This window comes from Pseudomonadota bacterium (assembly GCA_022572885.1).
In the GTDB taxonomy this organism is placed as follows: Bacteria; Pseudomonadota; Gammaproteobacteria; order Steroidobacterales; family MnTg04; genus MnTg04.
This window is the reverse complement of record JACZVC010000003.1, coordinates 85100-108006: the sequence shown is the minus strand read 5'-3', so window position 1 is coordinate 108006 and position 22907 is coordinate 85100. Positions and strand designations below refer to the sequence as shown.

Here is a 22907-nt window from a genome sequence, read left to right as displayed (position 1 = left end):
GCGTTGATTTTACAGGCTCGGCGATATCAACCAAAGCCATCATATCCGGTGATTTCCCATAATTATCGCGAAACCGTCAACGGCTGTCCATTCGGGGCAGCGATCGCAATGGCCGGTCAAAGCGGCCAATGACGGTCAGTCATCGGGAGTTTCCGCCTGTTGCGCCTCGACTTCCTTGTAACCCGGTACCAGGATTCGCGACATGACGATGCCCACTTCAAAAAGCAGGTACATCGGGACGGCCAGCAGGGTCTGCGAGACGATATCGGGCGGGGTCAGAAACATGCCGAGCACAAAACACGACAGAAAAACATAGGTGCGCTTGCCGCGCAGATTGGCGGGCGTCACGAAACCGCTCCAGACTAGCAAGACGGTGGCGACCGGCACCTCGAATGCCATCCCAAAGGCAAAAAACAGGACCAGGATGAAATCCAGGTAATGTGAGATGTCGGTCATCACGGCGACACCTTCCGGCGCTACCGCGTTAAAGAAAGCGAACATCAGCGGGAAAACCACCGCATAGGCAAAGGCGACGCCCAGGTAAAAAAGCAAGATGCTCGATATCAGCAACGGCACGGTAAAGCGTTTTTCCCGCTGATACAGCCCGGGAGAGACAAAGGCCCAGATCTGGTAAAGGATTACCGGCATGGCGAGGAAAACAGCGGCCACTATGCTGAGTTTGAACGGGGTCAGGAACGGCGATGCCACCTGCGTGGCAATCATTGTCGAATCCTCGGGCATTTGCGCGATCAGCGGCGCCGCGGCGAGCGCAAACAGCTGGTCGCTAAACGGCCATAAACAGAAAAACAGGACAATAACGGCGATACCGGAGTACATCAGCCGGGTCCGCAGTTCCAGCAAATGCGAAATCAGGCTGGCCTCGCCGGCCGGCTGCTCGTCAACCTGGGTCACGGTCGGTCGGCTCCGCTGCCTTGTCCTTCTTTTCCTGGTCTTTCTTTGCCGCGGCCTCATTCGCCCGTTCGATCGCCAGTTCGGTATCGATCTGGGTCTTCAGGGATCGTGCCATGAAGCGGGCGCGGCCAAGCCAGCGACCCAGGGTCGCCGCCAGTTCCGGTAATCTTTTCGGCCCCAGCACAACCAGCGCCAGGGCAAACAGAATGACCAGCTCCCAAAAGCCGATATCAAACATCAGTCTTGTTGGGTCTTGTCTGCGCCTTCCGCTTGCCGGTTGTTGCCGGATTTCTGGTCATCGCCTGACTCCGGATGCACGCTGATCTGGTGAGCCGCCTGTTCTTTTTCACCGTCATCGACGGCTTTGCGGAAGCCTTTCACGGCGCCACCGAGATCCTTGCCGATCGTACTTAGCCTTTTCGTGCCAAACAGCACGATGACAATCAGCAGGATAATCAGAAGTTGCCAGACACTGATGCCACCGAGACCCATACGCCTCTCCCGTTATGGTTTGGAGTCGAAATCATACGCCACTAGGCCAAAAAATACTCAGTTGCGGGTGTGTATTTCAAGGGCTGATCTGCAGCCAGAACGTGACCGGCCCGTCGTTAACCAGCGACACTTGCATATCTGCGCCAAATTCGCCGGTCTCGACCGGTTGGTGCAGGTGGCTGGCATGGCGCACCAGTTCGTCGAACAGGCGCCGGCCAAGCTCCGGGTTTGCCGCCGCGGTAAAACTCGCGCGCAGCCCTTTACGAGTATCAGCCGCCAGCGTGAACTGCGGTACCAGCAACAGCCCGCCACCGGCCTCCCTGAGCCCCAGGTTCATGCGCTGCTGCGCGTCGGCAAACACCCGGTAATCGAGCAGCCGTTCCGCCAGTCGTTCCGCCGTTCGCTGGGTGTCGTCTTTTTCGACGCCGACCAGCACCAGCAGGCCGCGGTCGATTTTCGCGATCGTTCGACCATCGACGATTACGTCGGCCTTGCTGACCCTTTGCAACAATCCGATCATCGGCGGTTCCTCCGTGCCGATATTGTGGGCATGCACCTACGCACAGTGTCAAAGAATCCTGACAGACAGATGTCTGGCGACGGCTCACACTGGCACTGCGGCGAGTTGAAAAGCTCTGTCAGGGAAGAGAGCCGCCGGGGCAGGGACGCCCCGTTATTGCCTTGGTATCGGAAGTATGTACTTATTGAAAAGTATAATAATCAATAAGTTACGAAAAGCGAAAAAGATCGGTGGGATTATTTATCGCTTGTCGGCTCTGGATCGGTCTCTGACCCTTTATCCTCGCTGGTTCCAGGCCACCCACTTTTCGGGCGTTTCTTCTCTAGCGCCTTTTTGACAGCGTCCTCCCAGTCTTCGTCGATCTTGACGGTTTCTGGTTTTGGGCCTCGTTTCTCTCTTTTGTCAGTCATATTTGATATAATTAGAGTGCCGGGGACGGGGATCGAACCCGCAAGGCGGAAAGCCAGACGATTCCAAGTCGTCAGCGTTTACCAATTTCGCCACCCCGGCATTTTTTTATAAATCAATCCGGAAAATCCTCTAAGGGCAGGTCCAGCGTATCCCCTTTACGAGGGAATGCGCGATTCATCAGGCGCTTTAACTGGCTCCAGTCAGATGAGGCGCGCATTAGTCCGATGACAGCGTACAAATGCTGAGCTAGTGCCGGATCACCTACATCCTCAGTTAACCATTGATGGTGTTTTGCCTTTCTTCGGCCAACTGTGTGCTTGGGATTTTTTCGCTCTAATTCGTTGAGTAGCCCTGGCGCGATGCGCTCGTAGACAAGGTCCTTGGTGTACTTTCCTACTACGCTGGGGCGATTGACTTTCATTCCTTTCCACTCCCAGCCGCGAAGTCTAAACATTTCTTTGTAGAACTCGTCCGGGAATTTCTTGGCCCATGCTGCAAGTTCCTTACGCAGGTACTTGTCCAGAATGGATTGCAGGGCTTTTCGGTCCCTGATTTCCTGATAGCCAGTTGCTTCATCAACCAGAGCGATGATGCCGATGTGGGCCAAAGCACGTATTACCAATTCGGCTTTCTCGGCGATTTTTTCTTGCCGCCTACCAAGCACCCCGGCCTTTTTAGCATCAAGCCAGATTTCGCAAATCTTCGGTATTGACTCGGCGCTTATTCCGTGGGCTACCATCCCCTTACCAGTCCGATACTTGATGAAGGATTGGTGCACATTCCCTAAGTGCTTCTCTACAAAAGGTTTTATGTTCTTGAAAGCGAGATAAAGCGGCGCTAGTGCACCGGTTTCATCATCGACCTTACGTCTTACCGACAACGCACCGCTGCGATACATCCCCATGTTCTTCATGAAGTCGGACTCTGTAAGCACACGAGTCCCGTCTTCAAGATTCGCGCAGGGGATAGTCATATCGCCTATCTTAAGTTCTCCGGCGTGGGTAGCCTGAGGGAGATCAGCTCTCCAACGGCTTGCAGCGGCCTTTATAGCTATTTCACGCCGTTGCTTGGACGTTAACGACGCGGCCCTTGCGTAGCCGCCCCTTGCTTTCGGGCTATCTGAACTGGTCATGCTTGCATGATAGTGGATGCAAGCAATGCTTGCAAATAGTTTTCTGCAAGCATTGACAATATAATTTCATCAAGTATAATAATACCAATGAGCAAGATACAGAACCAATCGACTAAGGGCGACACGCCAATTCAGGACCTTCCAACAGCCTGCGCGAATGAGGCTGTGGCTGTTGAATTCATGGAAAAGAACCGCTGGGGCGATTATCCGGCCTGCCCCAAATGCGGCGGCATGGACGTATACCAAATGCAGTCTCGGAAAGGTGGTCGGGAGAAGCATTATCGCTGGCGCTGTCGGGATTGTAATTCGTTATATAGCGTCCGTACTGGCACTGTTTTCGAGGATTCTCGCATCCCTCTGCGCCACTGGTGCTTTGGGTTCTGGCGTGCCGCCACCTCCAAAAAAGGGGTTAGCGCATTGGAAATCAAGCGTCAGACTGGCCTCAGTTATAAATCAGCCCTGTTCCTGCTGCACCGTATCCGCTTCGCCATGGCCCCAACTGATGGCAACCCACTAACCGGAACCGTCGAAATTGACGAAACCCATGTAGGCGGCAAGCCCCGGCACCCGCGGGACAAGCGCGAAGCCTGGAGTAATAAAACGCCGGTGATGGCCATGGTCGAGCGCGGTGGCCGAGTCCGGGCAATGGTTCTACCGGATGTCTCAGCCAAGACCCTGAAAATCGCCATCCGTGACAATGTTGATCGCCGAGCTAAGATTATGACGGACGAAGCCAAACAATATCGTGGCATCGGGCGGGAATACGAAGGTGGACACCATACCGTAAAGCACTCCGCTGGCGAGTATGTTCGAGGCGACGTAACTACCAACACCGTAGAAAGCTATTTCGCCATTGTGAAACGTGGCCTAAGCGGTATTTACCACTCGGTAAGCAAGAAACATCTGCACCGATATCTGGCCGAATACGAATTTCGGTATAACGGGCGCAAGCTAAGCGATGGGGACCGAACCGTGGCAGCGATTCAGGCAGCAGATGGAAAACGGCTGCGTTATCGAGAACCAGTTGACACAAGGACAAATTTTCGCCCGAAACAACTAAATCCAGATTTCTAGTCCTTCCTCGGAGCCAATTCAGAAAGCTCCGCGAGGATTTGGTACAACCGATGCTCTGGACACAATCGGTTCTCGCCTAACTCTGGAACAAAAAAGTGGAACCCCCAGGAAGTTCGCCAATAGGACGATTGATAATAAGAATCAGAGGGGTTGTCATATTCCTCGACAAGCTGGCAACCAAACGCATCAAGCCTTTCTTTTACTACCTTACGCGAGAGCAGCCGAACAGCAATCATATTCAACCGTCCCTGCAATCCTTATGGTACTTCTAGGCTGCTTTTTCGTAAACAGCGAGCCGTACCGGCACATCGTGAGCTACCGGAAAGTCCTCAGCATTAGACAACCAGATTACATTGACATCTGTTCCTTTGTTGTCGAGATAGAGGCGCTTAATGGCCTTTTCAAGCGTCGGCCTCATGTCATTCATGCTAGATCCCATCAAATGCAATCCCGGAACTTGTTTACTACTAACGTAAATACCGTCTTTATCTGGGTCCACCGTAAGCTCGATATAAAAACAGTCTTGGTCGTTAGGCATGGCCTGTTCCCTCTAGATTAAGTACTGTGCGTAACTACATGAATCGGCACAGATAATATACTCTTTAATGTTGCAAAAAGCGTGGGCCGATTATACTATTTTCCACTCATCTATAGCAATTTCCCACTTTCCCACGATTTTCAGCCCGTTTTCTTCCTATTTTGGGCTAAAATCCGTTTTCAATAAGTACATACTTCCGCTTGATATGTAAAACATTGGCAATAATTTCCACTAAAGTGGTTATTAGTAGCGAAAAACAGCAAATAAAGACACTAAATGGAGAAAACAAATAAAGTGGGGAAAGCATACCGTTTTTAGCGTAAACACAACCATTAGTGGGGCGCAGACTATATAGAATCGGGCTTATCGGTGTTTCCTTCCTGGACCGGATCCAATATGGTACCGGTCAGTTGCTTGATGCATTATTCGTTTTTGCGGACAAACGGGATGAGGCATGAAACGAAGGCATCTGATCAAGGGGCTGGGCGCTGGCGCGCTGGTGGCCGGGCTAGCCGCTTGCGGGCAACAGCAGGCAACCACGGCGGTCAGCGAAAACCGCAAGGTTCATCGATGGAAAATGGTGACCACCTGGCCGCCGAATTTTCCGGGCGCGGGGGTCGGCGCCAATCGCCTGGCAAAACGTATAGAAAAGGCCAGTAACGGCCGGATGCAAATCAAGGTATATGGCGGTGGCGAACTGGTGCCCGCCTACGAGGCCTTCGATGCGGTTTCCTCCGGCACGGTGCAGATGGCGCATGGGGCGGCCTATTACTGGAAGGGCAAGGCACCGGCCGCGCAATTCTTCGCGGCCGTTCCGTTTGGTATGAACGCACAGGAAATGAACGCCTGGCTTTATTATGGCGGCGGCTGGGATCTGTGGAAGGAACTTTACGCGCCATTCAACCTGATGCCGGCGCCAGCCGGCAATACCGGCACCCAGATGGCGGGCTGGTTCAACAAAGAGATCAACAGCGTCGAAGACCTTAAGGGGCTGAAGATGAGAATACCGGGCCTGGGAGCCGAGGTACTCAGACGTGCGGGAGGTACGCCGGTCAACGTCCCCGGTGCGGAAGTCTTTACCGCCTTGCAGACCGGCACCATCGATGCAGCGGAATGGATTGGACCCTATAACGACCTGGCGTTTGGCTTGCACAAAGCGGCTAAACATTATTACTACCCCGGGTGGCACGAGCCATGCGCCACGCTGGAAGCAATTTTCAACAAGCAGGAGTTCGACTCGCTGCCCGAGGATTTGCAGGAGATCGTGCTGCTATCGTGTCAGGCGGCGAACGACGACATGCTGGCCGATTACACGGCGCAGAATCAGCGCGCATTGCGTGTGCTGGCAAGCGAACACGGCATTATCCCAAAGCCCCTGCCGGAAAGCGTCCTGCGGCGGCTCAAACAGTTGTCGCTGGAAGTACTGGAGGAGTTGGCGGCCGATGACGATATGGTGGCGCGCGTGTATGCCTCCTACCGGGAATTCCAGCGCAATACCTCGCCGTGGCTGGAGATATCCGAAAAAGCCTATTTCGAGGCGCGCCTGTTGGGCGGCGCAGACCACTATTCGCCATAAATTCGCGCCGGAAGCCAGGTTGCCAGTTCGGGCCACAAAGCCAGCAGCAGCAATGCGAATAGCTGGATGCAGACGAACGGAATGACGCCACGGTAGATTGCGGAGGTGCTAACCGTGTCGGGAGCCACCCCGCGCAGGTAAAACAGCGAAAAGCCAAAAGGCGGCGTCAGGAATGAAGTCTGCAGATTGATCGCAAACATCACCCCCAGCCAGACCGGATCCAGACCCATGACCAGCAAGATCGGGGCGACAATCGGCACGACGACAAAAGTAATCTCGATAAAGTCGAGGACAAAACCGAGCAGGAACATCAGCGCCATGACCACCAGCATGGAGCCGATTACACCACCGGGCAGGTTTTCCAGCACCGCGTGGACTGCTTCGTCGCCGCCAAAGCCTCTGAATACCAATGAGAAAAATGAAGCGCCCAGCAGGATCATAAATACCATGCTGCTGATCCGGGTGGTGGTTCGCATGACCTCGCGCAGGCGGCCCGGATCCAGTTGCTTGCGCTGCAACGCCATCAGCGTCGCGCCAGCGGCGCCGACGGCCGCGGCTTCGGTCGGCGTTGCGAGTCCGGCGAGGATCGATCCCAGCACCGCCAGGATCAGCAGCAACGGCGGCAACAGCACCAGGACGACCTGGCGCAAGAGGCTTTTCCCGCGCATGGCCTTGCGCTCGCTGGCGGAAATTGCGGGCATCGCCTGCGGCCGGAAAAAAGCGACCACCATCAGCCAGAGCAGGTACAAGCCGACCAGCAGCAGACCGGGGATCAGGGCCCCGGCAAAAAGGTCACCCACGGATACGGTTTTTGGCGAAAATATCCCCTGCGCCAGTTGGGCTTGTTGGTACGACGATGACAATACGTCGCCCAGCATGACCAGGATGATCGAGGGCGGGATGATCTGACCCAGGGTTCCCGATGCGCAGATCGTGCCGGCGGCGACCGCGGGGTCATAGCCTCGCCGAAGCATCGTCGGCAATGACAGTAGCCCCATGGTAACGACCGTGGCGCCGACGATACCGGTACTGGCCGCGAGCAACATCCCGACCAGGGTGACAGAGAATCCCAGGCCGCCGCGCAGCGGCCCGAAAAGCAGGCTCAGCGTGTCCAGCAGGCTTTCCGCAATCCGTGATCGCTCCAGCATCACGCCCATAAAAACAAACAAGGGAACCGCGATTAAGGTCTGGTTGCCCATGATGCCGAAAATACGGCTCGGCATGGCATTCAGAAACGCAGGATCGAAGACGCCTAGCACGGCGCCGCCCAGGGCGAACAGCAGGGCCACCCCGGACAGGGTAAAGGCAACCGGGTAGCCGGCCAGCAGCACCAGCACAACAGAAATAAACATCAGACCGGCGATCCAGCCCATGCTTACAGTCCTGTGCCCCGGTCGACCTGGTCTTTGCCCGGCGTTGCCTGCTGCGATCGCTTTCTCGTCGCGAGGAATCCACTCAATGCCTGGGACAGGCCCTGCAACAGCAGCAACACCGCGGTAAGCGGGATCACGCTTTTCAACAAAAACAATCCAGGCAGCCCGCCGGCTTCCCGGGAGCTTTCATAAACGGACCAGGAAGCGGCCACATAATCCCAGCTGACGATGATCAGCAACAGCCAGGTTGGCGCCAGCAGAAACAGCGCACCCAGTAAATTGACCAGTGCCTTTTTTCGCGCATCCATGCGGCGGTAGAAAATATCGACCCTGACATGCTCGTCGCACCCCAGCGTGTACGCGGCGGCCAGCATGAACACCAGCGCGTGCATCCAGGTGACGCTTTCCTGCAGCCAGATCCAGCCGGTGTCGAACGCATAACGGAGCACCACGATCACAAAGGTCACCAGGACCATCAAAGCGGTTAGCCAGGACAGGGTTTCGCCCAGTATCCGATTGGCGGAATCGATGCGTTCGCTAAGCGGTCTCATTTTTCCAGGTTTTTTTCCAGTCGGCGCAGGAAGACCTGCATTTCCTTCATTGCCTGCTGGTCGCCTTTTTTCTCCGCTGCGGCAATTCCCGCCCGGTAGGCGTTGCCCGCCGCGTCGCAATTGCCGGCTGCCGATTGCGCCTTGCCCAGGAGTTTCCATGCGGCGGAATATCCCGGATCGTGGGCGACCGCCGCTTGCAAATGAACCAGTGCATCGTTCGCCCGTTGTTGCGACAGAAAGGCGCTACCCAGGGAAAATCTCAACAGCGCGTCGTCGCGGCCGCCGTCGAGCATCGCTTCAAGACTGGCGATCAACCCCACGGGCTAGCGATCCCAGAAAGATGGTGTGAACAGTACCAGCAGCGTAAAAATTTCGAGGCGTCCAAGCAACATGGCAAAAATCGATACCCATTTGGCCGGGTCCGGGATAGAAATGAAATTGTCGGCGACATCGCCCAGCCCCGGGCCGAGGTTGTTCAAGGTCGCGGCAATCGCGGAGAACGCGGTATTCTGATCCAGGCCGGTCATCATCAACACCAGCATCATGACAGCGAACATGACGATATAAATCGAGAAGAAACCCCAGACTGCTTCGATAACCCGGGTCGGTACCGCGGTGTTGCCCAGTTTGACCGGGATCTCCGCGTTCGGATGGATCAGGCGCAAGACTTCGCGCGCGCCCTGCTTGTAAATCAGCAGCCACCGAATCACCTTCATGCCGCCGCCGGTTGAGCCGGCGCAACCGCCGATGAAACTGACCAGCAGCAGCATGACCGGAAGCGAGCCAGGCCACATCGAGTACTTTGCGGTGGTAAAGCCGGTGGTCGTGCCAATCGACACCGCCTGAAACAGCCCCTTCCTCATCGATTCTGCAAAACCCCCGTAATAACCGCTGGCGAAAAGGTAAAAAACGGTGATTGCGGTAACCGTCAACAAGATGGTAATCATCGCCCTGAATTCCGGATCCTGCAGGTAGCTCTTGATACTGCGGTTTTTCCAGGCCAGGAAATGCAGCGAGAAATTCGCAGCGCCGATCAGCATAAAAACCACAGCGATCATTTCGATCGCCAGCGCGTTTGGGTGCCCGATCTGCGCGTAATGCCCGATACTGGCATCGTGGGTCGAGAAGCCACCGATGGCTACGGTGCTGAAGGCGTGACCCAGCGCATCAAACCAGTCCATTCCGGCAATCCAGTAGGCGGCGAAACAGGCGACCGTGATGCCCGCATAAATGAAATAAAGCGCCTTGGCCGTTTGCGTAATACGCGGCGTGAGTTTGTTGTCCTTGACCGGGCCGGGGGTCTCGGCGCGGTACAATTGCATGCCGCCGACACCCAGCATTGGCAGCACGGCGACCGCCAGCACGATGATCCCCATACCTCCCAGCCACTGCAGCATCTGGCGGTAAAAAAGAATACTGCGCGGCAGCTCGTCCAGCCCAGTCAGGATGGTCGCGCCCGTTGTCGTCAGGCCGGAAATCGATTCGAAGATTGCGTCGGTGATGGAAATGTCGAGACTTGCCGACATGATCAGCGGCGCCGAACCGGCGACGCCGAGCACAACCCAGAAAAGCGCGACGATCAGGAAGCCGTCTCGCAGGCGCAAATCCAGACCACTATTCGCAGGTTTGCCAAACAGCCAGAAAACCGCGGCAGCGATCAGGATGATACCCATGCCGTTGAGGAAGGCCAGCCAGCTGCCGTCGTTGAAATGCCAGGACACGAGCATGGGCGGAATCATGGTCAGGCTGAACATGCCCAACAGCATGCCAAGAATTCGGGAAACGACAGGCAGGTTCATACGAAGGTTGCGTCGACCTGGAAGAGTTTCTCGACCGTATCGATTTGTTTTCGGTCGGTCAGGAATAAAATGACGTGGTCGTTCTCTTCGATAATGGTGTCGTGATGAGCCATCAGGACCTGATCATCACGCACGATGGCGCCGATTGTGACGCTGTCGGGCAATGCAATTTCTTGTATCGAGCGGCCAACCACGGCCGAATTCTCTCGGTTGCCGTGGGCGACTGCCTCCAGGGCTTCCGCGGCGCCCCTGCGCAGCGAGTGAACCCGGGTAACATCACCGCGGCGTACGTTGGCAAGCAAAGTACCGATGGTAATCTGCTGCGGGGAAATCGCGATGTCTATGGTGCCCGCGTCTTCAGCAAGCTCAGCGAAGGACTGGCGGTTGATCAACGCCATGACCTTGCGGGCGCCGCATCTTTTCGCCAGCATTGCCGCCATGATGTTTGCTTCCTCGGAGTTGGTCAGCGCGCAGAAAACGTCTGCGTTGTCGACGTTTTCCTCCATCAGCAGCTGCTCATCGGTCGCATCGCCGTGTAATACGATCGTACGTTCGAGTTTTTCGGAGATTATCTTCGCGCGTTCCTGGTTGCGCTCGATCAGCTTGACCTGGTTGGTTTGCTCCATGCGTTTCGCAAGCCGGAAGCCGATGTGGCCGCCACCAGCGATAATAATTCGCCTGACCGGTTCATCGAGTTTGCGCATCTCGCTCATCACCGCGCGTATGTCCGCGCGCGCGGCGATAAAAAACACCTCGTCATTCTCGCGAATGACAGTATCCCCGGTCGGTTTGATCGCTTTGCCATCGCGGTATATAGCCGCGACCCGGGCATCCACATTGGGAATATGATCGCGCAAAGCGGATAACTGCTGGCCCACCAGAGGGCCGTCTTTGCCTACGCGCGTGCCGACCAGGAGGATTTCACCGTTGGCGAATTCCAGGACCTGCAGAGCACCCGGATAATGAATCAGTTTCTCGATGTAATCGGTGACCAGTTCTTCCGGGCTGATACGTACGTCAACCGGCAGCGCATCATCGCCAAAAAGTTGCTCGTGGCTCAGGTATTCTGCATCGCGGATTCTTGCGATCTTGGTCTGCGTTCGAAAAAGGGTGCTGGCGACCTGGCAGGCCACCATGTTGGTCTCGTCGCTATCGGTCAGTGCGATAATCATGTCGGCATCCTTGATGCCGGCCCGCTCCAGTACCTCGGGATGAGAACCGTGCCCGATCACGGTCCGGATATCGAGGCGATCGCGCAGATCGCGCAGGATATCCTCACGAAGATCCACGACCGTGACTTCGTTCGCCTCTTCCTTTGCCAGGTGGTAGGCCGCTGTGCGCCCTACTTGTCCCGCGCCGAGAATAATGATTTTCATGTCAGCGCCTTTTGTTGCTTTTTGCGCTTACCAGCGGCGCATTCTACATCAGTTCAAGGCTGGCATAAGCAAGAACCAGCCATTTTGTGCCGGTAGATTCAAAGTTTACCTGAACCCGTGCGTGGGCACCTTGCCCCTCACAAGCCATGACCACGCCGGTACCAAAACGATCGTGCCGTACCTGCTGGCCGAGCCGCATGCCGTCAGGGTCCTTTGGGGCCGAAAACCGGGTTCCCTTGAGCGGGCGCCGGACCGAAAAACCGCTGCGCACCTCCTCGGTGTATTCGCGCGGGATCTCGTTGAGAAACCGTGATGGATGGCGATAGTTATCCATTCCATGCAAGCGCCGCTGGCTTGCATAGGTCAGGTATAAATACCGCATCGCACGGGTCATCCCCACATAACAAAGTCGTCGTTCCTCCTCGAGACCGCTTGCATCGCCAAGCGACCGCTGGTGCGGGAACAATCCATCTTCGAGTCCACAGATGAAAACCACCGGAAACTCCAGACCCTTGGCGCTGTGCAGGGTCATCAGCTGCACACAGTCTTCCCAGGCGCTGCCCTGGTTTTCTCCGGACTCGAGCGCCGCATGAGCGAGAAAAGCGTCCATCGGCGCCATGTCCATTTCATCGCTCGGCTGGTATCCGCGGGCCGCCGAAACCAGTTCTTCGAGGTTCTCGATTCGGGCTTCGCCTCTTTCGCCCTTTTCCTTGCGGTAATGTTCGATCAGGCCGCTGCATTCGATCACGGCGTCGACTTGCTCATGTAGTGCCAGGGCCGAAGTCTTGCCAGCCTGCTCTTCGATCAGCGCAAGAAATTTCCGTACCGCGGACGCCGCCCGGCTGCTCAACTGGCCTCCCGCCAGGCTTGCCGCCGATTGCCACAGCGATGTGGCGTTGGCGCGCGCGTATAATCTGATCGTTTCCATACTCCTGGCGCCGATTCCCCTTGGCGGCAGATTCACGACCCGCTCGAACGAGCCGTCGTCGTCGCGGTTCGCGATTAACCGCAAGTAAGCCAACGCGTCCTTGATCTCCTGGCGCTCGAAGAAGCGCAAGCCGCCGTAAACCCGGTACGGGATGCCGGCATTCATGAGAGCTTCTTCGAAAATTCGCGACTGGGCATTGGAGCGGTAGAGTATTGCCAACTCCGAACGCAGATTGCCTTGGTCCATCCACTCCTTGACGCGGCCCAGCACGAAATCGGCTTCGTCGCGTTCGTTAAAACCTTCATAGACTTTGATGGCTTCGCCATCCGTGCTTTCCGTCCACAGGCTTTTGCCCAGCCGGCCCCTGTTGTTGCCAATCAAAGCATTGGCGGCCTTGAGTATGGTGCCGGTCGAGCGGTAATTCTGCTCCAGCCGCACCAGCCTTGTGTTTGGATAATGCTTTTGAAACTGGAACAGGTTTTCGACCTTCGCACCGCGCCAGCCATAAATTGACTGATCGTCGTCACCGACCGCAAACGGCACCCCGGTTTCGCCAGCCAGCAACCTGAGCCAGGCATACTGGATGGTGTTGGTATCCTGAAACTCATCAACCAATACATGCGAGAATCGGCGCCGGTAGTGCTCGAGCAGCTCACTATGCTTCAGCCACAACTCGTGGGCGCGCAACAGAAGTTCCGCGAAATCGACGACACCGCCGTTATCGCAAATCTCCTGGTAGGCTGCATAATGCCGGATCATCTGACGACGGTTGCTGTCGTCACGGTGTTCCATGTGGGCCGGCCGGATGCCTTGGTCTTTTTGCGCGTTAATAAACCATTGCAATTCCCGGGGTATCCAACGCGTCTCATCGATCCCCATGTTTTTGAACATACGGCGGATCAGCCGAAGTTGGTCGTCGGAATCCAGTATCTGGAAAGTCTGCGGGAGTTCGGCCTCCCGCCAGTGTTGCCGGAGAATCCGGTGAGCCAGGCCATGGAAAGTGCCGACCCACATGGCCGTCGCGGGTCGACCGAGCAACGCCTCGATACGCCCGCGCATTTCACTGGCCGCCTTGTTGGTAAATGTCACCGCCAGAATACTGCGCGGCGCGACCTTCTCGACTTCGACCAACCACGCAATCCGGTGGACCAGCACCCGGGTCTTGCCGCTGCCGGCGCCAGCCAATACCAGCATTGCGTGTTGCCCGGCGGTAACCGCCTCACGCTGGGCTTCGTTCAGGGGGTCGAGTATTGGAGAAACATCCATCGCCTTGGTGAAATATGCGGGCTAGCGGTTACAGGTAATGATCAACCAGGAGAAACGCGAACAGAGCCACCAGGTAATTGACCGAGTAGGCAAAAGTCTGCATGGGCAATTCCGGTTTGTCCCGAATCATCATTGCGATGGCATAGTACAGGAATCCACCGCCGAGCATGACCGCGCCAAACAGATAAAACAGGCCCGACATGCCGGTCAAGTAAGGCAGCAAGCCAACGATAAACAGCAGGATCGTATACAGAAGAATTTGCAGCCGGGTAAATTTCACGCCGTAAACCACCGGCATCATCGGGATATTTACTTTGGCATAGTCGTCCTTGCGCGCGATGGCAAGGGCCCAGAAATGCGGCGGTGTCCAGGTGAAAATAATCAGGAACAGCAAGAGTGCATTCGGGTCGATCGTGTTGGTTACTGCCATCCACCCCAGCACCGGCGGAGCCGCGCCTGCCGCGCCGCCGATGACAATGTTCTGCGGAGTCGCGCGCTTCAGGTAAACGGTATAGACAAACGCGTAACCAATTAGCGAAAGGAAGGTCATTAGCGCGGTCAGGGGGTTCACCGCCAGCGCCAGGATCAGCATCGAGAGCACGCCAAGCAACGCCGCAAAAACGCTCGCCTGCTTTTCGCTGAGCTGACCGGTCGGCAAGGGACGATGTCGCGTGCGTTTCATTTTGGCATCGATGCGCGCGTCGAGCACATGGTTGACGGCCGCTGCTGAAGCCGCCGCCAGCCCGATGCCCAGCGTTCCGAATACGATGGGTTGCCAGGGTGGCATACCGGGTACCGCCAGGAACATGCCGACGATCGCCGTGAAAACGATCAGGCCGACGACCTTCGGTTTGGTCAGCTCAAAATACTCGGCCAGATGGGTCATAGTTTCAGCCGGAGCAACCGGTTGGTGGTTAGCAAGCTTAGCAGCAACAAGGCAGCCATTGCGTTGTGCACCGTTGCGAGTAGCAGCGGCAGGCCAAGGCTGACGATGGTAATACCGACAACCACCTGGAACACGGTTAGGGTCATCAATGCGATACCTGACTGCGCGACAGCATTATTCTCGCTACGGGTCAGCAACAGAAAGCCCAGGATCAGATTGACGGCCACGACGACCAATGCGCCGATGCGGTGGCTCAGGTGTATGGCAACGCGGGCCGGATGCTCGAGCACACCACCGGCATAGTCGCTGCGCAGGTCCAAATCGAGCGGGTGGTGCAAATCGAAACCACTATAGAAATCCGCCTCCGGCCACCAGGAATCCTGGCAAGTCGGGAAATCGGGACAGGCCAATGCGGCGTAGTTACTGCTGGTCCAGCCACCCAGGGCGATCTGCGCGGTCACCACCAGAAGCGCCAGCAGCGATGCTTTCGCCAGTAGTGAATTGCCGGCTTCGGTCCGCTCGCGCGCCGGCGTCATCGCAAGCCACCACAGCAGCGCCAGGGTCGCCATGCCCCCCAGCAAGTGAGCCACGACGATGACCGGTTTGAGCAACAAGCTGACCGTCCACATCCCCAGCAAAGCCTGGAAAACAATGAGCGCCACCAGCAGAACCGGCAACAGCACGGGTTGTTTTTTCTCGTTGCGATTGAGCAACGCCAGTAATGCGAGCGCCATGACCAACAGGCCCAGGATGCCGGCCAAATACCGATGAACCATTTCAATCCAAGCCTTGGCCGGCTCGAGTGGCCGTTCCGGATACATTTGCTGTGCTGCGGAGACTTCGGCGGGGGTGGCCGGTACGCTGATCTGGCCGTAGCATCCGGGCCAGTCCGGGCAACCCAGGCCAGCATCCGACAAACGGGTATAGGCGCCGAGCACGACGACGACCAGGGTCAAAAATGTGGCCAACAGGGCCAGCTTTTTGAAACGCATCAGCGCGGCGCTGGGTCCGCGGTGCCGGTAATATTTTTTTCTTGGCGGGTGTTTCGCCATTTCCATGAATCTCCGGGTGGCCGACGTGCTAACCAATGCTCGACAGGCGCAACAGGCGTTGTAAATCTTTTAGCAGACCCTCGGCGTCAAAACCTGACTCGTAGGCCATCACCAGGTTTCCCAGCGGGTCGACGATGTATACACGGTCCAGCCGCAGGATATCTTCGTCACCCAGACCTTGCCGGTCCCGGGCGAAGGCCTTTATGAATTCACTGCCGGCGCTCGCTGCGGTCATGACCAACAAGTCGGGATGATACTCGCTGAGATAGGCAAGGTCAGGAAGCGGTGTACCGGCAATCAGAAGACGTCGGACGCGCTGGTCTTTTTGTCCCAGCAACACCCGTACCTGGCGGGTGTCATACAGGCTTTTCCGGCATTCGATTTCACAAGCGCCCTGGCTGAGGTAAACCAGTATCCAGAGGCCATCCAGCGCTTCGTTGCCAAGTCTGTTTCCATCGACACTCCGCAGCTCGCTGGCCGGCAGTTTTTTTACCGGGTCGAACAGCATTCCGTACGCGACGTTGCCGGCCGGCCGCCAGCCCGCACTGCCGTAATAGACCAGCGCAGCGACCAGCAATGGCCCGAGAAAGAGCATGCCGACCAGCAGCAGGGTACTGCGTTTTTTCCGGCCGCCACCTCTTGGGGCTGCTGCATTCATTCTTGCGATCTCGGTGTCCAGTATTTCCAGGACAGTACTGTGAAAAGAATCAATATTGCCGCGGCCATGGCGAACCACTGAAAAGCATAGCCACGATGCTGGTTGGCGCTCATTACCGTTGGCCTCCATTGCCGCAGGTACCCATCGGGCTCGCGTTTATCCAGCAACAAGACAAAATCAAACAAGGGGTAATCGAGCACATCCTCCAGCTCGCTTGCCGTCGGGAACAAAGCCAGTTTCGGCCAGTCATGCCGGGCCATTGTGACGCCCGGTCCCGGGCGAAATCCGGCCCTGGGCAACCGGTCGATGCGGCCCGTCACCTGCCGCAAGCCGGTTTCGACTGTCACCGGCGGCAAATCCTGACGCGTGCCGACGAGCGGAATCCAGCCGCGGTTGATCAGCAAGGCGCGCTGCCGGTCGGGCAGGATCAGAGGCGTCAGCACCTGGAAACCCACCTTGCCTTCATGGACCATGTTATCGAGGAGGAATTGATGGGCGCTATCGTAATGGCCGTAAACTTTTCTATGCTGGTAGCGGCTTTTTTCCGCGCTTTCATTGCTGGCCAGGCCAAGTGGGGCCGCCGTCGGCTGCTGTTGCTCGAAACTGGCAAACAAAGCGTCTTTTTCCTGTGCGCGTTCCAACTGCCATAGTCCGAGGTTGGCAAACAGCACGAAGCATACGACTGCCGCGGCTGAAGGAATCAACCACACGGTATTTTCAGCCCTTCTTTTTCCCCTGATCACGATATATTGTAGTTCCACACTTGTCCGGCCGGAGGCTCGCCGTAAATCATCATGCGCCTGTTAGCCCTGTTAATCCTGCTGGCCATCATCATCAGCCTGGGCTCAGCACTGCGTTACCTGGTCAGCGATGATGGAAAAACAGATCGGGTCGTCCGGATGCTGAGCTGGCGGATCGGAATGTCGATCGGCTTGTTTGTCTTGCTCATGGTTGCCTGGTATTTCGGTCTGATCCAGCCACACGGCATTGTTCCTCAATAAGACCGGCGCCCGGAGCGTACGGCGATCAAATAAAAAGGGGCGCCGTGCGGCCACGGCGCCCCGGTCTTTTGTCCTTCGCCTACAGCCAGTAGACGAAAAAGTACAGGCACAGCCAAACGACATCGACGAAATGCCAGTACCAGGCAGCCGCCTCGAAGGCAAAATGCTTCTGTGGGGTGAAATGGCCACGCAGTACGCGAAACCAGATCACGGTCAGGAATATTGCGCCTACCGTGACATGCAGGCCGTGGAAGCCGGTCAGTACAAAAAACGTCGAGCCATAAATTCCGGTGCTGAGTTTCAGGTTGAGTTCACTATAGGCGTGCATGTACTCATAAGCTTGTAGAGAAATAAAACCAAAACCCAGGATTATCGTCACCAGTACACCGAGATTCAGCAGCAGGCGGTTGCCGTTCTTCAACGCGTGATGGGCGATCGTGATGGTTACGCTGCTGGTCAGGAGTATTGCGGTGTTGATTGCCGGCAGGCCTGCGGCGGCCATCGTTTCGAATTCACCGCCTGCATGCGCCGGGCCGTTACTCGGCCACATCGCCTCGAAGCCCGGCCACAGTAGCAGGTTGGTCATGAACTTGGCTCCTTCGCCACCGAGCCAGGGGATCGCCAGTTGCCGGGCATAGAACAAGGCGCCGAAAAATGCGGCGAAGAACATGACTTCGGAAAAAATGAACCACATCATTCCCATACGGAAGGACTTGTCCACCTGAGAGTTGTAATAACCGGCCATGCTTTCGGCAATTACGTTGCCAAACCAGCCGGCCATCATCGCAATCAGTATCGCCAGGCCGAACAGCGACGCCACGCCGCCGATTTCAGCGCCGTTCAGGTAGACGGCGAAGCCGCCAAGCATCACAAACAGCGCGAAACTGCCGACGATCGGCCAATGGCTACCGTGAGGGATGTAATACTTATCGTGTGTGTGATCCATAAACGCAAATCCCCGATTCAAATCTCAGATGGATTATTGGCGACGACACCCGCCAGGGTTTCCAGGGCAAAAAATGTATATGACAAGGTGATCCGGTCTATATGTCGTGGGATTTCCGGATCCAGGATAAATACGACCGGCATGTCGCGGCCTTCATGGGCGGAAAAACTTTGTGGCTCGAAACAAAAGCACTCGGTCTTTCTGAAGTACTTTGCCACTTGGCCGGGCGCGACGCTCGGCACCGCCTGACCGACCTGCGTCTGGCCAGTCAGATTGCGGGCAAAGAAAGTCGCCTGGTATAGCTTGCCCGGATGAACCCGCATTTCCGCAACCCCGGCGCGGAACTCCCAGGGAGCGTCCTGGTTTACCGTGGTCACAAATTCAACCACGATTTCGCGGTTCAATTCAGGCGCTTCCACGACTTCGACAGCTTGTGCCGCGGTTTTGCCGCCGATGCCTAGGATCTGGCAAAAAGCGTCGTACAGTGGAACCAGCGCAAAACCAAAACCAAACATGGCCACGACCAGCGCAAACAACTGCGTGGTCAGGCTGAAATGGACGACGTGTTTTTGTTTACTCATCCCGACGATCTAAGCCCGGTTGCAACAATAATCAAGACATAAAATCCTGCCGCTACCAGGCCCAGTATTATCGCCGCCACGCGAACCTTTCTTTTCGATACAGGGGAATCCATGTTGCGCCAATCTCACCTCATCTCGGGTGCGGTTTCGAAGGTATGATGCGGCGCCGGTGAGGGTACGGTCCATTCCAGGCCAATGGGGTTGTCCCAGACCTCGCTACTGGCCTTTTTACCACCCTTGACGGTCTGGTAAAGGATGTAAACGAACAGCAGTTGCGACAGCCCGAAACCGAAGGCGCCGAGCGAAGACATCATGTTGAAATCGGCAAACTGGGTCGAGTAGTCCGGGATTCGTCTCGGCATCCCGGCAAGCCCCAGGAAATGCTGCGGGAAGAACGTGATGTTGACGAATATCGCCGATAACCAGAAATGCATCTTGGCGAGCTTTTCGTCAACGATATGACCGGTCCACTTCGGCAGCCAGTAGTAGACTCCCGCCATGATGCCGAACAACGAGCCCGGCACCAGCACGTAATGGAAGTGGGCTACCACGAAATAGGTGTCGTGATACTGGAAATCTACCGGCGTAATGGCCAGCATCAGGCCGGAAAAGCCGCCGATCGTAAACAGGAACACGAACGCCAGGGAAAACAGCATCGGCGTTTCAAAGGTCATCGAACCCCGCCACATCGTTGCTATCCAGTTAAAGACTTTGACGCCGGTTGGTACCGAAATCAGCATCGTGGAGAACATGAAAAACAGTTGGCCGGCCAGCGGCATGCCAACTGTGAACATGTGATGCGCCCAGACGATAAACGACAGGACAGCGATGCTGGCGGTCGCGTACACCATCGAGTTGTAGCCAAATAGTGGTTTGCGGGCAAAGGTCGGAATAATTTCCGAAACGATCCCAAACGCGGGCAAGATCATGATGTAGACCTCGGGATGTCCGAAGAACCAGAAAATATGCTGGAACATCACCGGGTCGCCGCCACCCGCGGCATTGAAGAAATGAGTTCCGAAGAACTGGTCGAACAGCAGCATGGTTACCGCGCCCGCGAAGACCGGCATTGCGGCCAGCAACAGGAAGGCGGTAATAAACCACGTCCAGACGAACAAAGGCATTTTCAGGAGGGTCATCATCGGTGCACGCATATTCATGATGGTCACGATAATATTGATCGCGCCCATGATTGAGGACGCACCGAGGATGTGCACGGCAAACACCAGAAACGGGAACGCGTCGCCGGTCTGCAAGACCAGCGGCGGGTACATGGTCCAGCCAGCCGCAGGGGCACCGCCGGGCATAAACAACGTCGCTAACAGAAACGTAAAGCCCACCGGGAGCAACCAGAAGCTCCAGTTGTTCATTCTCGGTAGCGCCATGTCGGGGGCGCCAACCATCATCGGTATCATCCAGTTGGCCAGGCCCACGAAAGCCGGCATTATCGCGCCGAACACCATGACCAGTGCATGCATGGTCGTCATCTGATTAAAGAACGCCGGATCGACAAACTGCAGGCCAGGCTGGAACAGCTCGGCCCGGACGATCATGATCATTGCTCCGCCGATAAAAAACATCAGCAGAGAAAACACCAGGTACATGGTCCCGATGTCTTTGTGGTTAGTTGAAAATAGCCAGCGTTTGATACCGCTCGGCGCACCGTGGTGATCGTGATCGTCGACGTGATGCTGATCAGCCGTGGCTTCGTACTCAGGGCCCATACTGTTCTCCATTTATTTTTATCTTGCTGCTGCGATATCCGAGGCTTGGACGGTATCAGCGCTGTTCAGCCCCCAGGCGTTGCGTTCATAGTTAATGATGGCGGCCAGCTCCGCATCGCCGAGCTGCGTGGAAAAACCGATCATGGCGGTACCCACGCGACCGTTCATCACGATATCGATATGATCCGCTGCCGGGCCATTGACCACGGCGCTGTCGACCAAGCTCGGGAACACCGGTGGCAGACCCTGGCCGTTGGCCTGATGACAGGCGCTGCAACTGATGTTGTACAGTTGCTCACCGCTCAATTCCTCGGCTACCGTCGGCACTTCCGCGGCTGCGTTAATCGTCGATTCAACCATGGCAACGGCGTCGCCGCCGTCTTTCGCATCGATCCAGGCTGCGTAATCCTGCTTGCTCAATACATCGACAACGATCGGCATGAAACCATGGCCTCTTCCGCAAAGCTCGGCGCACTGCCCGCGATAGGTGCCGGTTTCATTGGCCTTGAACCAGATCTCGTTGATGAAACCCGGGATGGCGTCTTTTTTGACGGCGAAGCTTGGCATCCACCAGGAATGAATCACATCGTTCGCTGTGAGCAGCAGGCGAATCTTGGTATCGACTGGTACAACCAGCGGTTTGTCTACGTCCAGTAAATAGTTTTCGACCGAGTAAGGATCCACGCCGGAGCGGAACCGACGGGCTATGTTGCTCGATCTGGCGAGCGAGCTGAAGAAATTGACATCCGTCCCCAGGTACTCGTAATGCCATCGCCACTGATAGCCGGTGACTTTGATGGTCATTTCGGAGCCACGAAAGTCTTCCATGTCCACCAGGGTTTTGGCGGACGGCACGGCCATCCAGACCAGGATAATGACGGGGATAATCGTCCAGATCAGTTCCGCTTTCGTACTGTGCGAGAATTTAGCCGCCTCGGCTCCGCGCGAGCGCCGGTGCAAGATGATGGATACGATCATCACGCCAAACACCACGATGGCGATAACCACGCACACCCAGAGGATCAGCATATGCAGCTCATAAACGGTTTGACTGATGTCGGTAACGCCGCGCCTGAGGTTGAGTACCATGTCGGCAAAAGCGGCCGGCGCGATAGTCATCAGAGTAAGAAGCGTCGTAATTTTTCCGGCCAAGCGGATTCCAGAACTGTTGGTCATTAATCCCAACTCCCTATGTTTCCGATTTTGATGCCTAGGAATCCACCAGGACTGACTCCCGCTTTGGATTATCAGTACCCGCGCCGCGGATTTTCTTGGTTTATAGGTCAGGAGCGGCTCATGCCCAAGACGCGTTAATGCTACTTGATGCCTATTTTGGGTGCAAGAAAACCGTACGCGATGTTGCCGGCCCGCCACCCGGTCGGGGCACATTGCTGGTTAGCGGCGAAACGACAGAATCTCTATGTCAACGGCTGATTTTTCTTGCCGCCGGGTGCAGTTGCCTGGCCATTTTTTGAGGGTCCAGGCGGGGCTGCCAGCGTATGATTGCCAGGCAATCCGCCGGTATTTGTTTCTCCAGCGTGTGCACAGTGGGTTCCAGTTCGGCCATTGCACCGTCATGCTCATTGCCGATCCAGCCGGCGATCCGGAGCCCTTTCTGTTGCAGTAAATCAACGCTCAAAGTTGCGTGATTGAGGCAGCCGATACGCAGACCAACGACCAGCAAGACCGGAAAACCGATCGCCAGAGCCAGGTCCGCCGTCGTGTACTTGCCGGTAATCGGGGTTTGTACGCCCCCGGGTCCTTCGATCAGCAGCCAGTCGGCTCTCCTGGACAGGCTGACCGCCTGGGCCGCTATTTCGTCGGTCGTGAAGTTAACCCGGTTCCGCATCGCCGAGACGATCGGTTCGGCAGACGTTTCGAGCGCCACCGGGTTGACTTCCCGGTAGCTCGCGTCCTGGTTCATCGCCGAAATCAGGTTTTCCGCGTCTTCGCTCCGCAGGCCATCAGCAGTCTGCCAGCAACCGGTCGCGATCGGTTTCATCGCCAGCGTGGTATGTCCTGCGGCGCCCAATGCCTGGAGCAGCGCGCTGGTAATCAGAGTCTTGCCGACACCGATATCCGTTCCGGTAATAAACAGTCCCCGACTCATC

24 protein-coding genes and 1 tRNA gene are annotated in these 22907 nt (G+C 56.4%); 3 read left to right on the top strand and 22 right to left on the bottom strand.

The features are described from left to right. Positions 1–135: 135 nt before the first annotated feature. The 6 genes from tatC to IIA05_02095 form a co-directional block, all read right to left on the bottom strand. Positions 136–972 (bottom strand): twin-arginine translocase subunit TatC, encoded by an 837-nt coding sequence (gene tatC, locus IIA05_02120; protein ID MCH9025894.1) that lies wholly within the window; start codon positions 970–972, stop codon positions 136–138. Then, entirely contained in the window at positions 899–1150 is a 252-nt protein-coding gene (tatB, locus tag IIA05_02115; protein MCH9025893.1) for a twin-arginine translocase subunit TatB, read from the bottom strand. Before tatB ends, tatC begins: the two co-directional genes overlap by 74 nt. Next, positions 1150–1404, bottom strand: coding sequence for a twin-arginine translocase TatA/TatE family subunit (gene tatA, locus IIA05_02110; protein MCH9025892.1), 255 nt, complete (start codon positions 1402–1404; stop codon positions 1150–1152). The genes tatB and tatA overlap by 1 nt, the downstream gene beginning before the upstream one ends. A gap of 76 nt (positions 1405–1480) precedes the next feature. Continuing rightward, entirely contained in the window at positions 1481–1924 is a 444-nt protein-coding gene (locus IIA05_02105; GenBank protein ID MCH9025891.1) for a D-tyrosyl-tRNA(Tyr) deacylase, read from the bottom strand. 427 nt (positions 1925–2351) lie between these two features. Further along, positions 2352–2434 (bottom strand) — tRNA-Pro (locus tag IIA05_02100). 13 nt (positions 2435–2447) lie between these two features. Continuing rightward, positions 2448–3467, bottom strand: a complete 1020-nt coding sequence (locus IIA05_02095; protein MCH9025890.1) for a P63C domain-containing protein — start codon at positions 3465–3467, stop codon at positions 2448–2450. Between the two features lie 87 nt (positions 3468–3554). On the opposite strand from IIA05_02095, the gene IIA05_02090 reads away from it, so the two are divergent. Beyond that, positions 3555–4541 (top strand): IS1595 family transposase, encoded by a 987-nt coding sequence (locus IIA05_02090; GenBank protein ID MCH9025889.1) that lies wholly within the window; start codon positions 3555–3557, stop codon positions 4539–4541. A 268-nt stretch (positions 4542–4809) separates the two neighbouring features. Here the strand turns inward: IIA05_02090 and IIA05_02085 are convergent, their stop codons facing one another. Further along, positions 4810–5079: a hypothetical protein gene (locus IIA05_02085; protein ID MCH9025888.1), complete on the bottom strand. Its 270-nt coding sequence runs from the start codon at positions 5077–5079 to the stop codon at positions 4810–4812. 454 nt (positions 5080–5533) lie between these two features. On the opposite strand from IIA05_02085, the gene IIA05_02080 reads away from it, so the two are divergent. Next, positions 5534–6655 carry a TRAP transporter substrate-binding protein gene (locus IIA05_02080; GenBank protein MCH9025887.1) on the top strand — a complete coding sequence of 374 codons (1122 nt, stop codon included), beginning with the start codon at positions 5534–5536 and terminating at the stop codon, positions 6653–6655. Here the strand turns inward: IIA05_02080 and IIA05_02075 are convergent. From IIA05_02075 to IIA05_02030, 10 genes are all read right to left on the bottom strand, one after another. Continuing rightward, positions 6643–8028 (bottom strand): TRAP transporter large permease subunit, encoded by a 1386-nt coding sequence (locus IIA05_02075; GenBank protein MCH9025886.1) that lies wholly within the window; start codon positions 8026–8028, stop codon positions 6643–6645. The two genes, IIA05_02080 and IIA05_02075, sit on opposite strands and share 13 nt — an antisense overlap. A 2-nt stretch (positions 8029–8030) precedes the next feature. Then, complete coding sequence (locus IIA05_02070) at positions 8031–8579, bottom strand: TRAP transporter small permease subunit (GenBank protein ID MCH9025885.1); 549 nt, start codon at positions 8577–8579, stop codon at positions 8031–8033. Beyond that, positions 8576–8872, bottom strand: a complete 297-nt coding sequence (locus IIA05_02065; protein ID MCH9025884.1) for a hypothetical protein — start codon at positions 8870–8872, stop codon at positions 8576–8578. The genes IIA05_02070 and IIA05_02065 overlap by 4 nt, the downstream gene beginning before the upstream one ends. A gap of 30 nt (positions 8873–8902) precedes the next feature. Continuing rightward, on the bottom strand, positions 8903–10378 hold the full coding sequence (locus IIA05_02060) for a potassium transporter (GenBank protein MCH9025883.1): 1476 nt from the start codon (positions 10376–10378) through the stop codon (positions 8903–8905). Beyond that, complete coding sequence (trkA, locus tag IIA05_02055; protein ID MCH9025882.1) at positions 10375–11754, bottom strand: Trk system potassium transporter TrkA; 1380 nt, start codon at positions 11752–11754, stop codon at positions 10375–10377. Before trkA ends, IIA05_02060 begins: the two co-directional genes overlap by 4 nt. A gap of 43 nt (positions 11755–11797) precedes the next feature. Further along, entirely contained in the window at positions 11798–13948 is a 2151-nt protein-coding gene (uvrD, locus tag IIA05_02050; GenBank protein ID MCH9025881.1) for a DNA helicase II, read from the bottom strand. Between the two features lie 28 nt (positions 13949–13976). Continuing rightward, positions 13977–14834, bottom strand: a complete 858-nt coding sequence (locus IIA05_02045; GenBank protein ID MCH9025880.1) for a protoheme IX farnesyltransferase — start codon at positions 14832–14834, stop codon at positions 13977–13979. Then, entirely contained in the window at positions 14831–15826 is a 996-nt protein-coding gene (locus IIA05_02040; GenBank protein ID MCH9025879.1) for a COX15/CtaA family protein, read from the bottom strand. Before IIA05_02040 ends, IIA05_02045 begins: the two co-directional genes overlap by 4 nt. A gap of 88 nt (positions 15827–15914) precedes the next feature. Then, positions 15915–16544 carry a hypothetical protein gene (locus IIA05_02035; GenBank protein ID MCH9025878.1) on the bottom strand — a complete coding sequence of 210 codons (630 nt, stop codon included), beginning with the start codon at positions 16542–16544 and terminating at the stop codon, positions 15915–15917. Then, positions 16541–17305, bottom strand: coding sequence for an SURF1 family protein (locus tag IIA05_02030; protein ID MCH9025877.1), 765 nt, complete (start codon positions 17303–17305; stop codon positions 16541–16543). The genes IIA05_02035 and IIA05_02030 overlap by 4 nt, the downstream gene beginning before the upstream one ends. Before the next feature lie 33 nt (positions 17306–17338). Here IIA05_02030 and IIA05_02025 point away from each other — a divergent pair, with 33 nt between their 5' ends. After that, complete coding sequence (locus IIA05_02025; GenBank protein MCH9025876.1) at positions 17339–17545, top strand: twin transmembrane helix small protein; 207 nt, start codon at positions 17339–17341, stop codon at positions 17543–17545. Positions 17546–17624: 79 nt separating this feature from the next. On the opposite strand, the gene IIA05_02020 is transcribed toward IIA05_02025, so the two are convergent. The 5 genes from IIA05_02020 to bioD form a co-directional block, all read right to left on the bottom strand. Next, a complete protein-coding gene (locus tag IIA05_02020; protein MCH9025875.1) occupies positions 17625–18491 on the bottom strand; it encodes a cytochrome c oxidase subunit 3 in 867 nt (288 codons plus the stop codon). A gap of 17 nt (positions 18492–18508) precedes the next feature. Next, the gene (locus IIA05_02015; protein MCH9025874.1) at positions 18509–19072 is read right to left on the bottom strand and encodes a cytochrome c oxidase assembly protein; all 564 of its coding nucleotides are present in this window, start codon (positions 19070–19072) and stop codon (positions 18509–18511) included. Positions 19073–19197: 125 nt separating this feature from the next. Further along, positions 19198–20796, bottom strand: coding sequence for a cytochrome c oxidase subunit I (ctaD, locus tag IIA05_02010; GenBank protein MCH9025873.1), 1599 nt, complete (start codon positions 20794–20796; stop codon positions 19198–19200). Positions 20797–20814: 18 nt separating this feature from the next. Then, the gene (gene coxB, locus IIA05_02005) at positions 20815–21972 is read right to left on the bottom strand and encodes a cytochrome c oxidase subunit II (protein MCH9025872.1); all 1158 of its coding nucleotides are present in this window, start codon (positions 21970–21972) and stop codon (positions 20815–20817) included. Positions 21973–22219: 247 nt separating this feature from the next. After that, positions 22220–22906, bottom strand: coding sequence for a dethiobiotin synthase (gene bioD / locus IIA05_02000; protein ID MCH9025871.1), 687 nt, complete (start codon positions 22904–22906; stop codon positions 22220–22222). Position 22907 lies beyond the last annotated feature (1 nt).

Coding starts and splice junctions, on each gene's coding strand:
- IIA05_02080 (MCH9025887.1), top strand. CDS start 5,534: ATGAAACGAAGGCATCTGATCAAGGGGCTGGGCGCTGGCGCGCTGGTG.
- IIA05_02035 (MCH9025878.1), bottom strand. CDS start 16,544: ATGAATGCAGCAGCCCCAAGAGGTGGCGGCCGGAAAAAACGCAGTACC.
- uvrD (MCH9025881.1), bottom strand. CDS start 13,948: ATGGATGTTTCTCCAATACTCGACCCCCTGAACGAAGCCCAGCGTGAG.
- IIA05_02095 (MCH9025890.1), bottom strand. CDS start 3,467: ATGACCAGTTCAGATAGCCCGAAAGCAAGGGGCGGCTACGCAAGGGCC.
- trkA (MCH9025882.1), bottom strand. CDS start 11,754: ATGAAAATCATTATTCTCGGCGCGGGACAAGTAGGGCGCACAGCGGCC.
- IIA05_02075 (MCH9025886.1), bottom strand. CDS start 8,028: ATGGGCTGGATCGCCGGTCTGATGTTTATTTCTGTTGTGCTGGTGCTG.
- bioD (MCH9025871.1), bottom strand. CDS start 22,906: ATGAGTCGGGGACTGTTTATTACCGGAACGGATATCGGTGTCGGCAAG.
- IIA05_02020 (MCH9025875.1), bottom strand. CDS start 18,491: ATGGATCACACACACGATAAGTATTACATCCCTCACGGTAGCCATTGG.
- IIA05_02045 (MCH9025880.1), bottom strand. CDS start 14,834: ATGACCCATCTGGCCGAGTATTTTGAGCTGACCAAACCGAAGGTCGTC.
- IIA05_02015 (MCH9025874.1), bottom strand. CDS start 19,072: ATGAGTAAACAAAAACACGTCGTCCATTTCAGCCTGACCACGCAGTTG.
- IIA05_02025 (MCH9025876.1), top strand. CDS start 17,339: ATGCGCCTGTTAGCCCTGTTAATCCTGCTGGCCATCATCATCAGCCTG.
- IIA05_02060 (MCH9025883.1), bottom strand. CDS start 10,378: ATGAACCTGCCTGTCGTTTCCCGAATTCTTGGCATGCTGTTGGGCATG.
- tatB (MCH9025893.1), bottom strand. CDS start 1,150: ATGTTTGATATCGGCTTTTGGGAGCTGGTCATTCTGTTTGCCCTGGCG.
- IIA05_02085 (MCH9025888.1), bottom strand. CDS start 5,079: ATGCCTAACGACCAAGACTGTTTTTATATCGAGCTTACGGTGGACCCA.
- tatC (MCH9025894.1), bottom strand. CDS start 972: ATGAGGCCGCGGCAAAGAAAGACCAGGAAAAGAAGGACAAGGCAGCGG.
- IIA05_02065 (MCH9025884.1), bottom strand. CDS start 8,872: ATGCTCGACGGCGGCCGCGACGACGCGCTGTTGAGATTTTCCCTGGGT.
- IIA05_02090 (MCH9025889.1), top strand. CDS start 3,555: ATGAGCAAGATACAGAACCAATCGACTAAGGGCGACACGCCAATTCAG.
- IIA05_02040 (MCH9025879.1), bottom strand. CDS start 15,826: ATGCGTTTCAAAAAGCTGGCCCTGTTGGCCACATTTTTGACCCTGGTC.
- ctaD (MCH9025873.1), bottom strand. CDS start 20,796: ATGGGCCCTGAGTACGAAGCCACGGCTGATCAGCATCACGTCGACGAT.
- IIA05_02105 (MCH9025891.1), bottom strand. CDS start 1,924: ATGATCGGATTGTTGCAAAGGGTCAGCAAGGCCGACGTAATCGTCGAT.
- tatA (MCH9025892.1), bottom strand. CDS start 1,404: ATGGGTCTCGGTGGCATCAGTGTCTGGCAACTTCTGATTATCCTGCTG.
- IIA05_02070 (MCH9025885.1), bottom strand. CDS start 8,579: ATGAGACCGCTTAGCGAACGCATCGATTCCGCCAATCGGATACTGGGC.
- coxB (MCH9025872.1), bottom strand. CDS start 21,972: ATGACCAACAGTTCTGGAATCCGCTTGGCCGGAAAAATTACGACGCTT.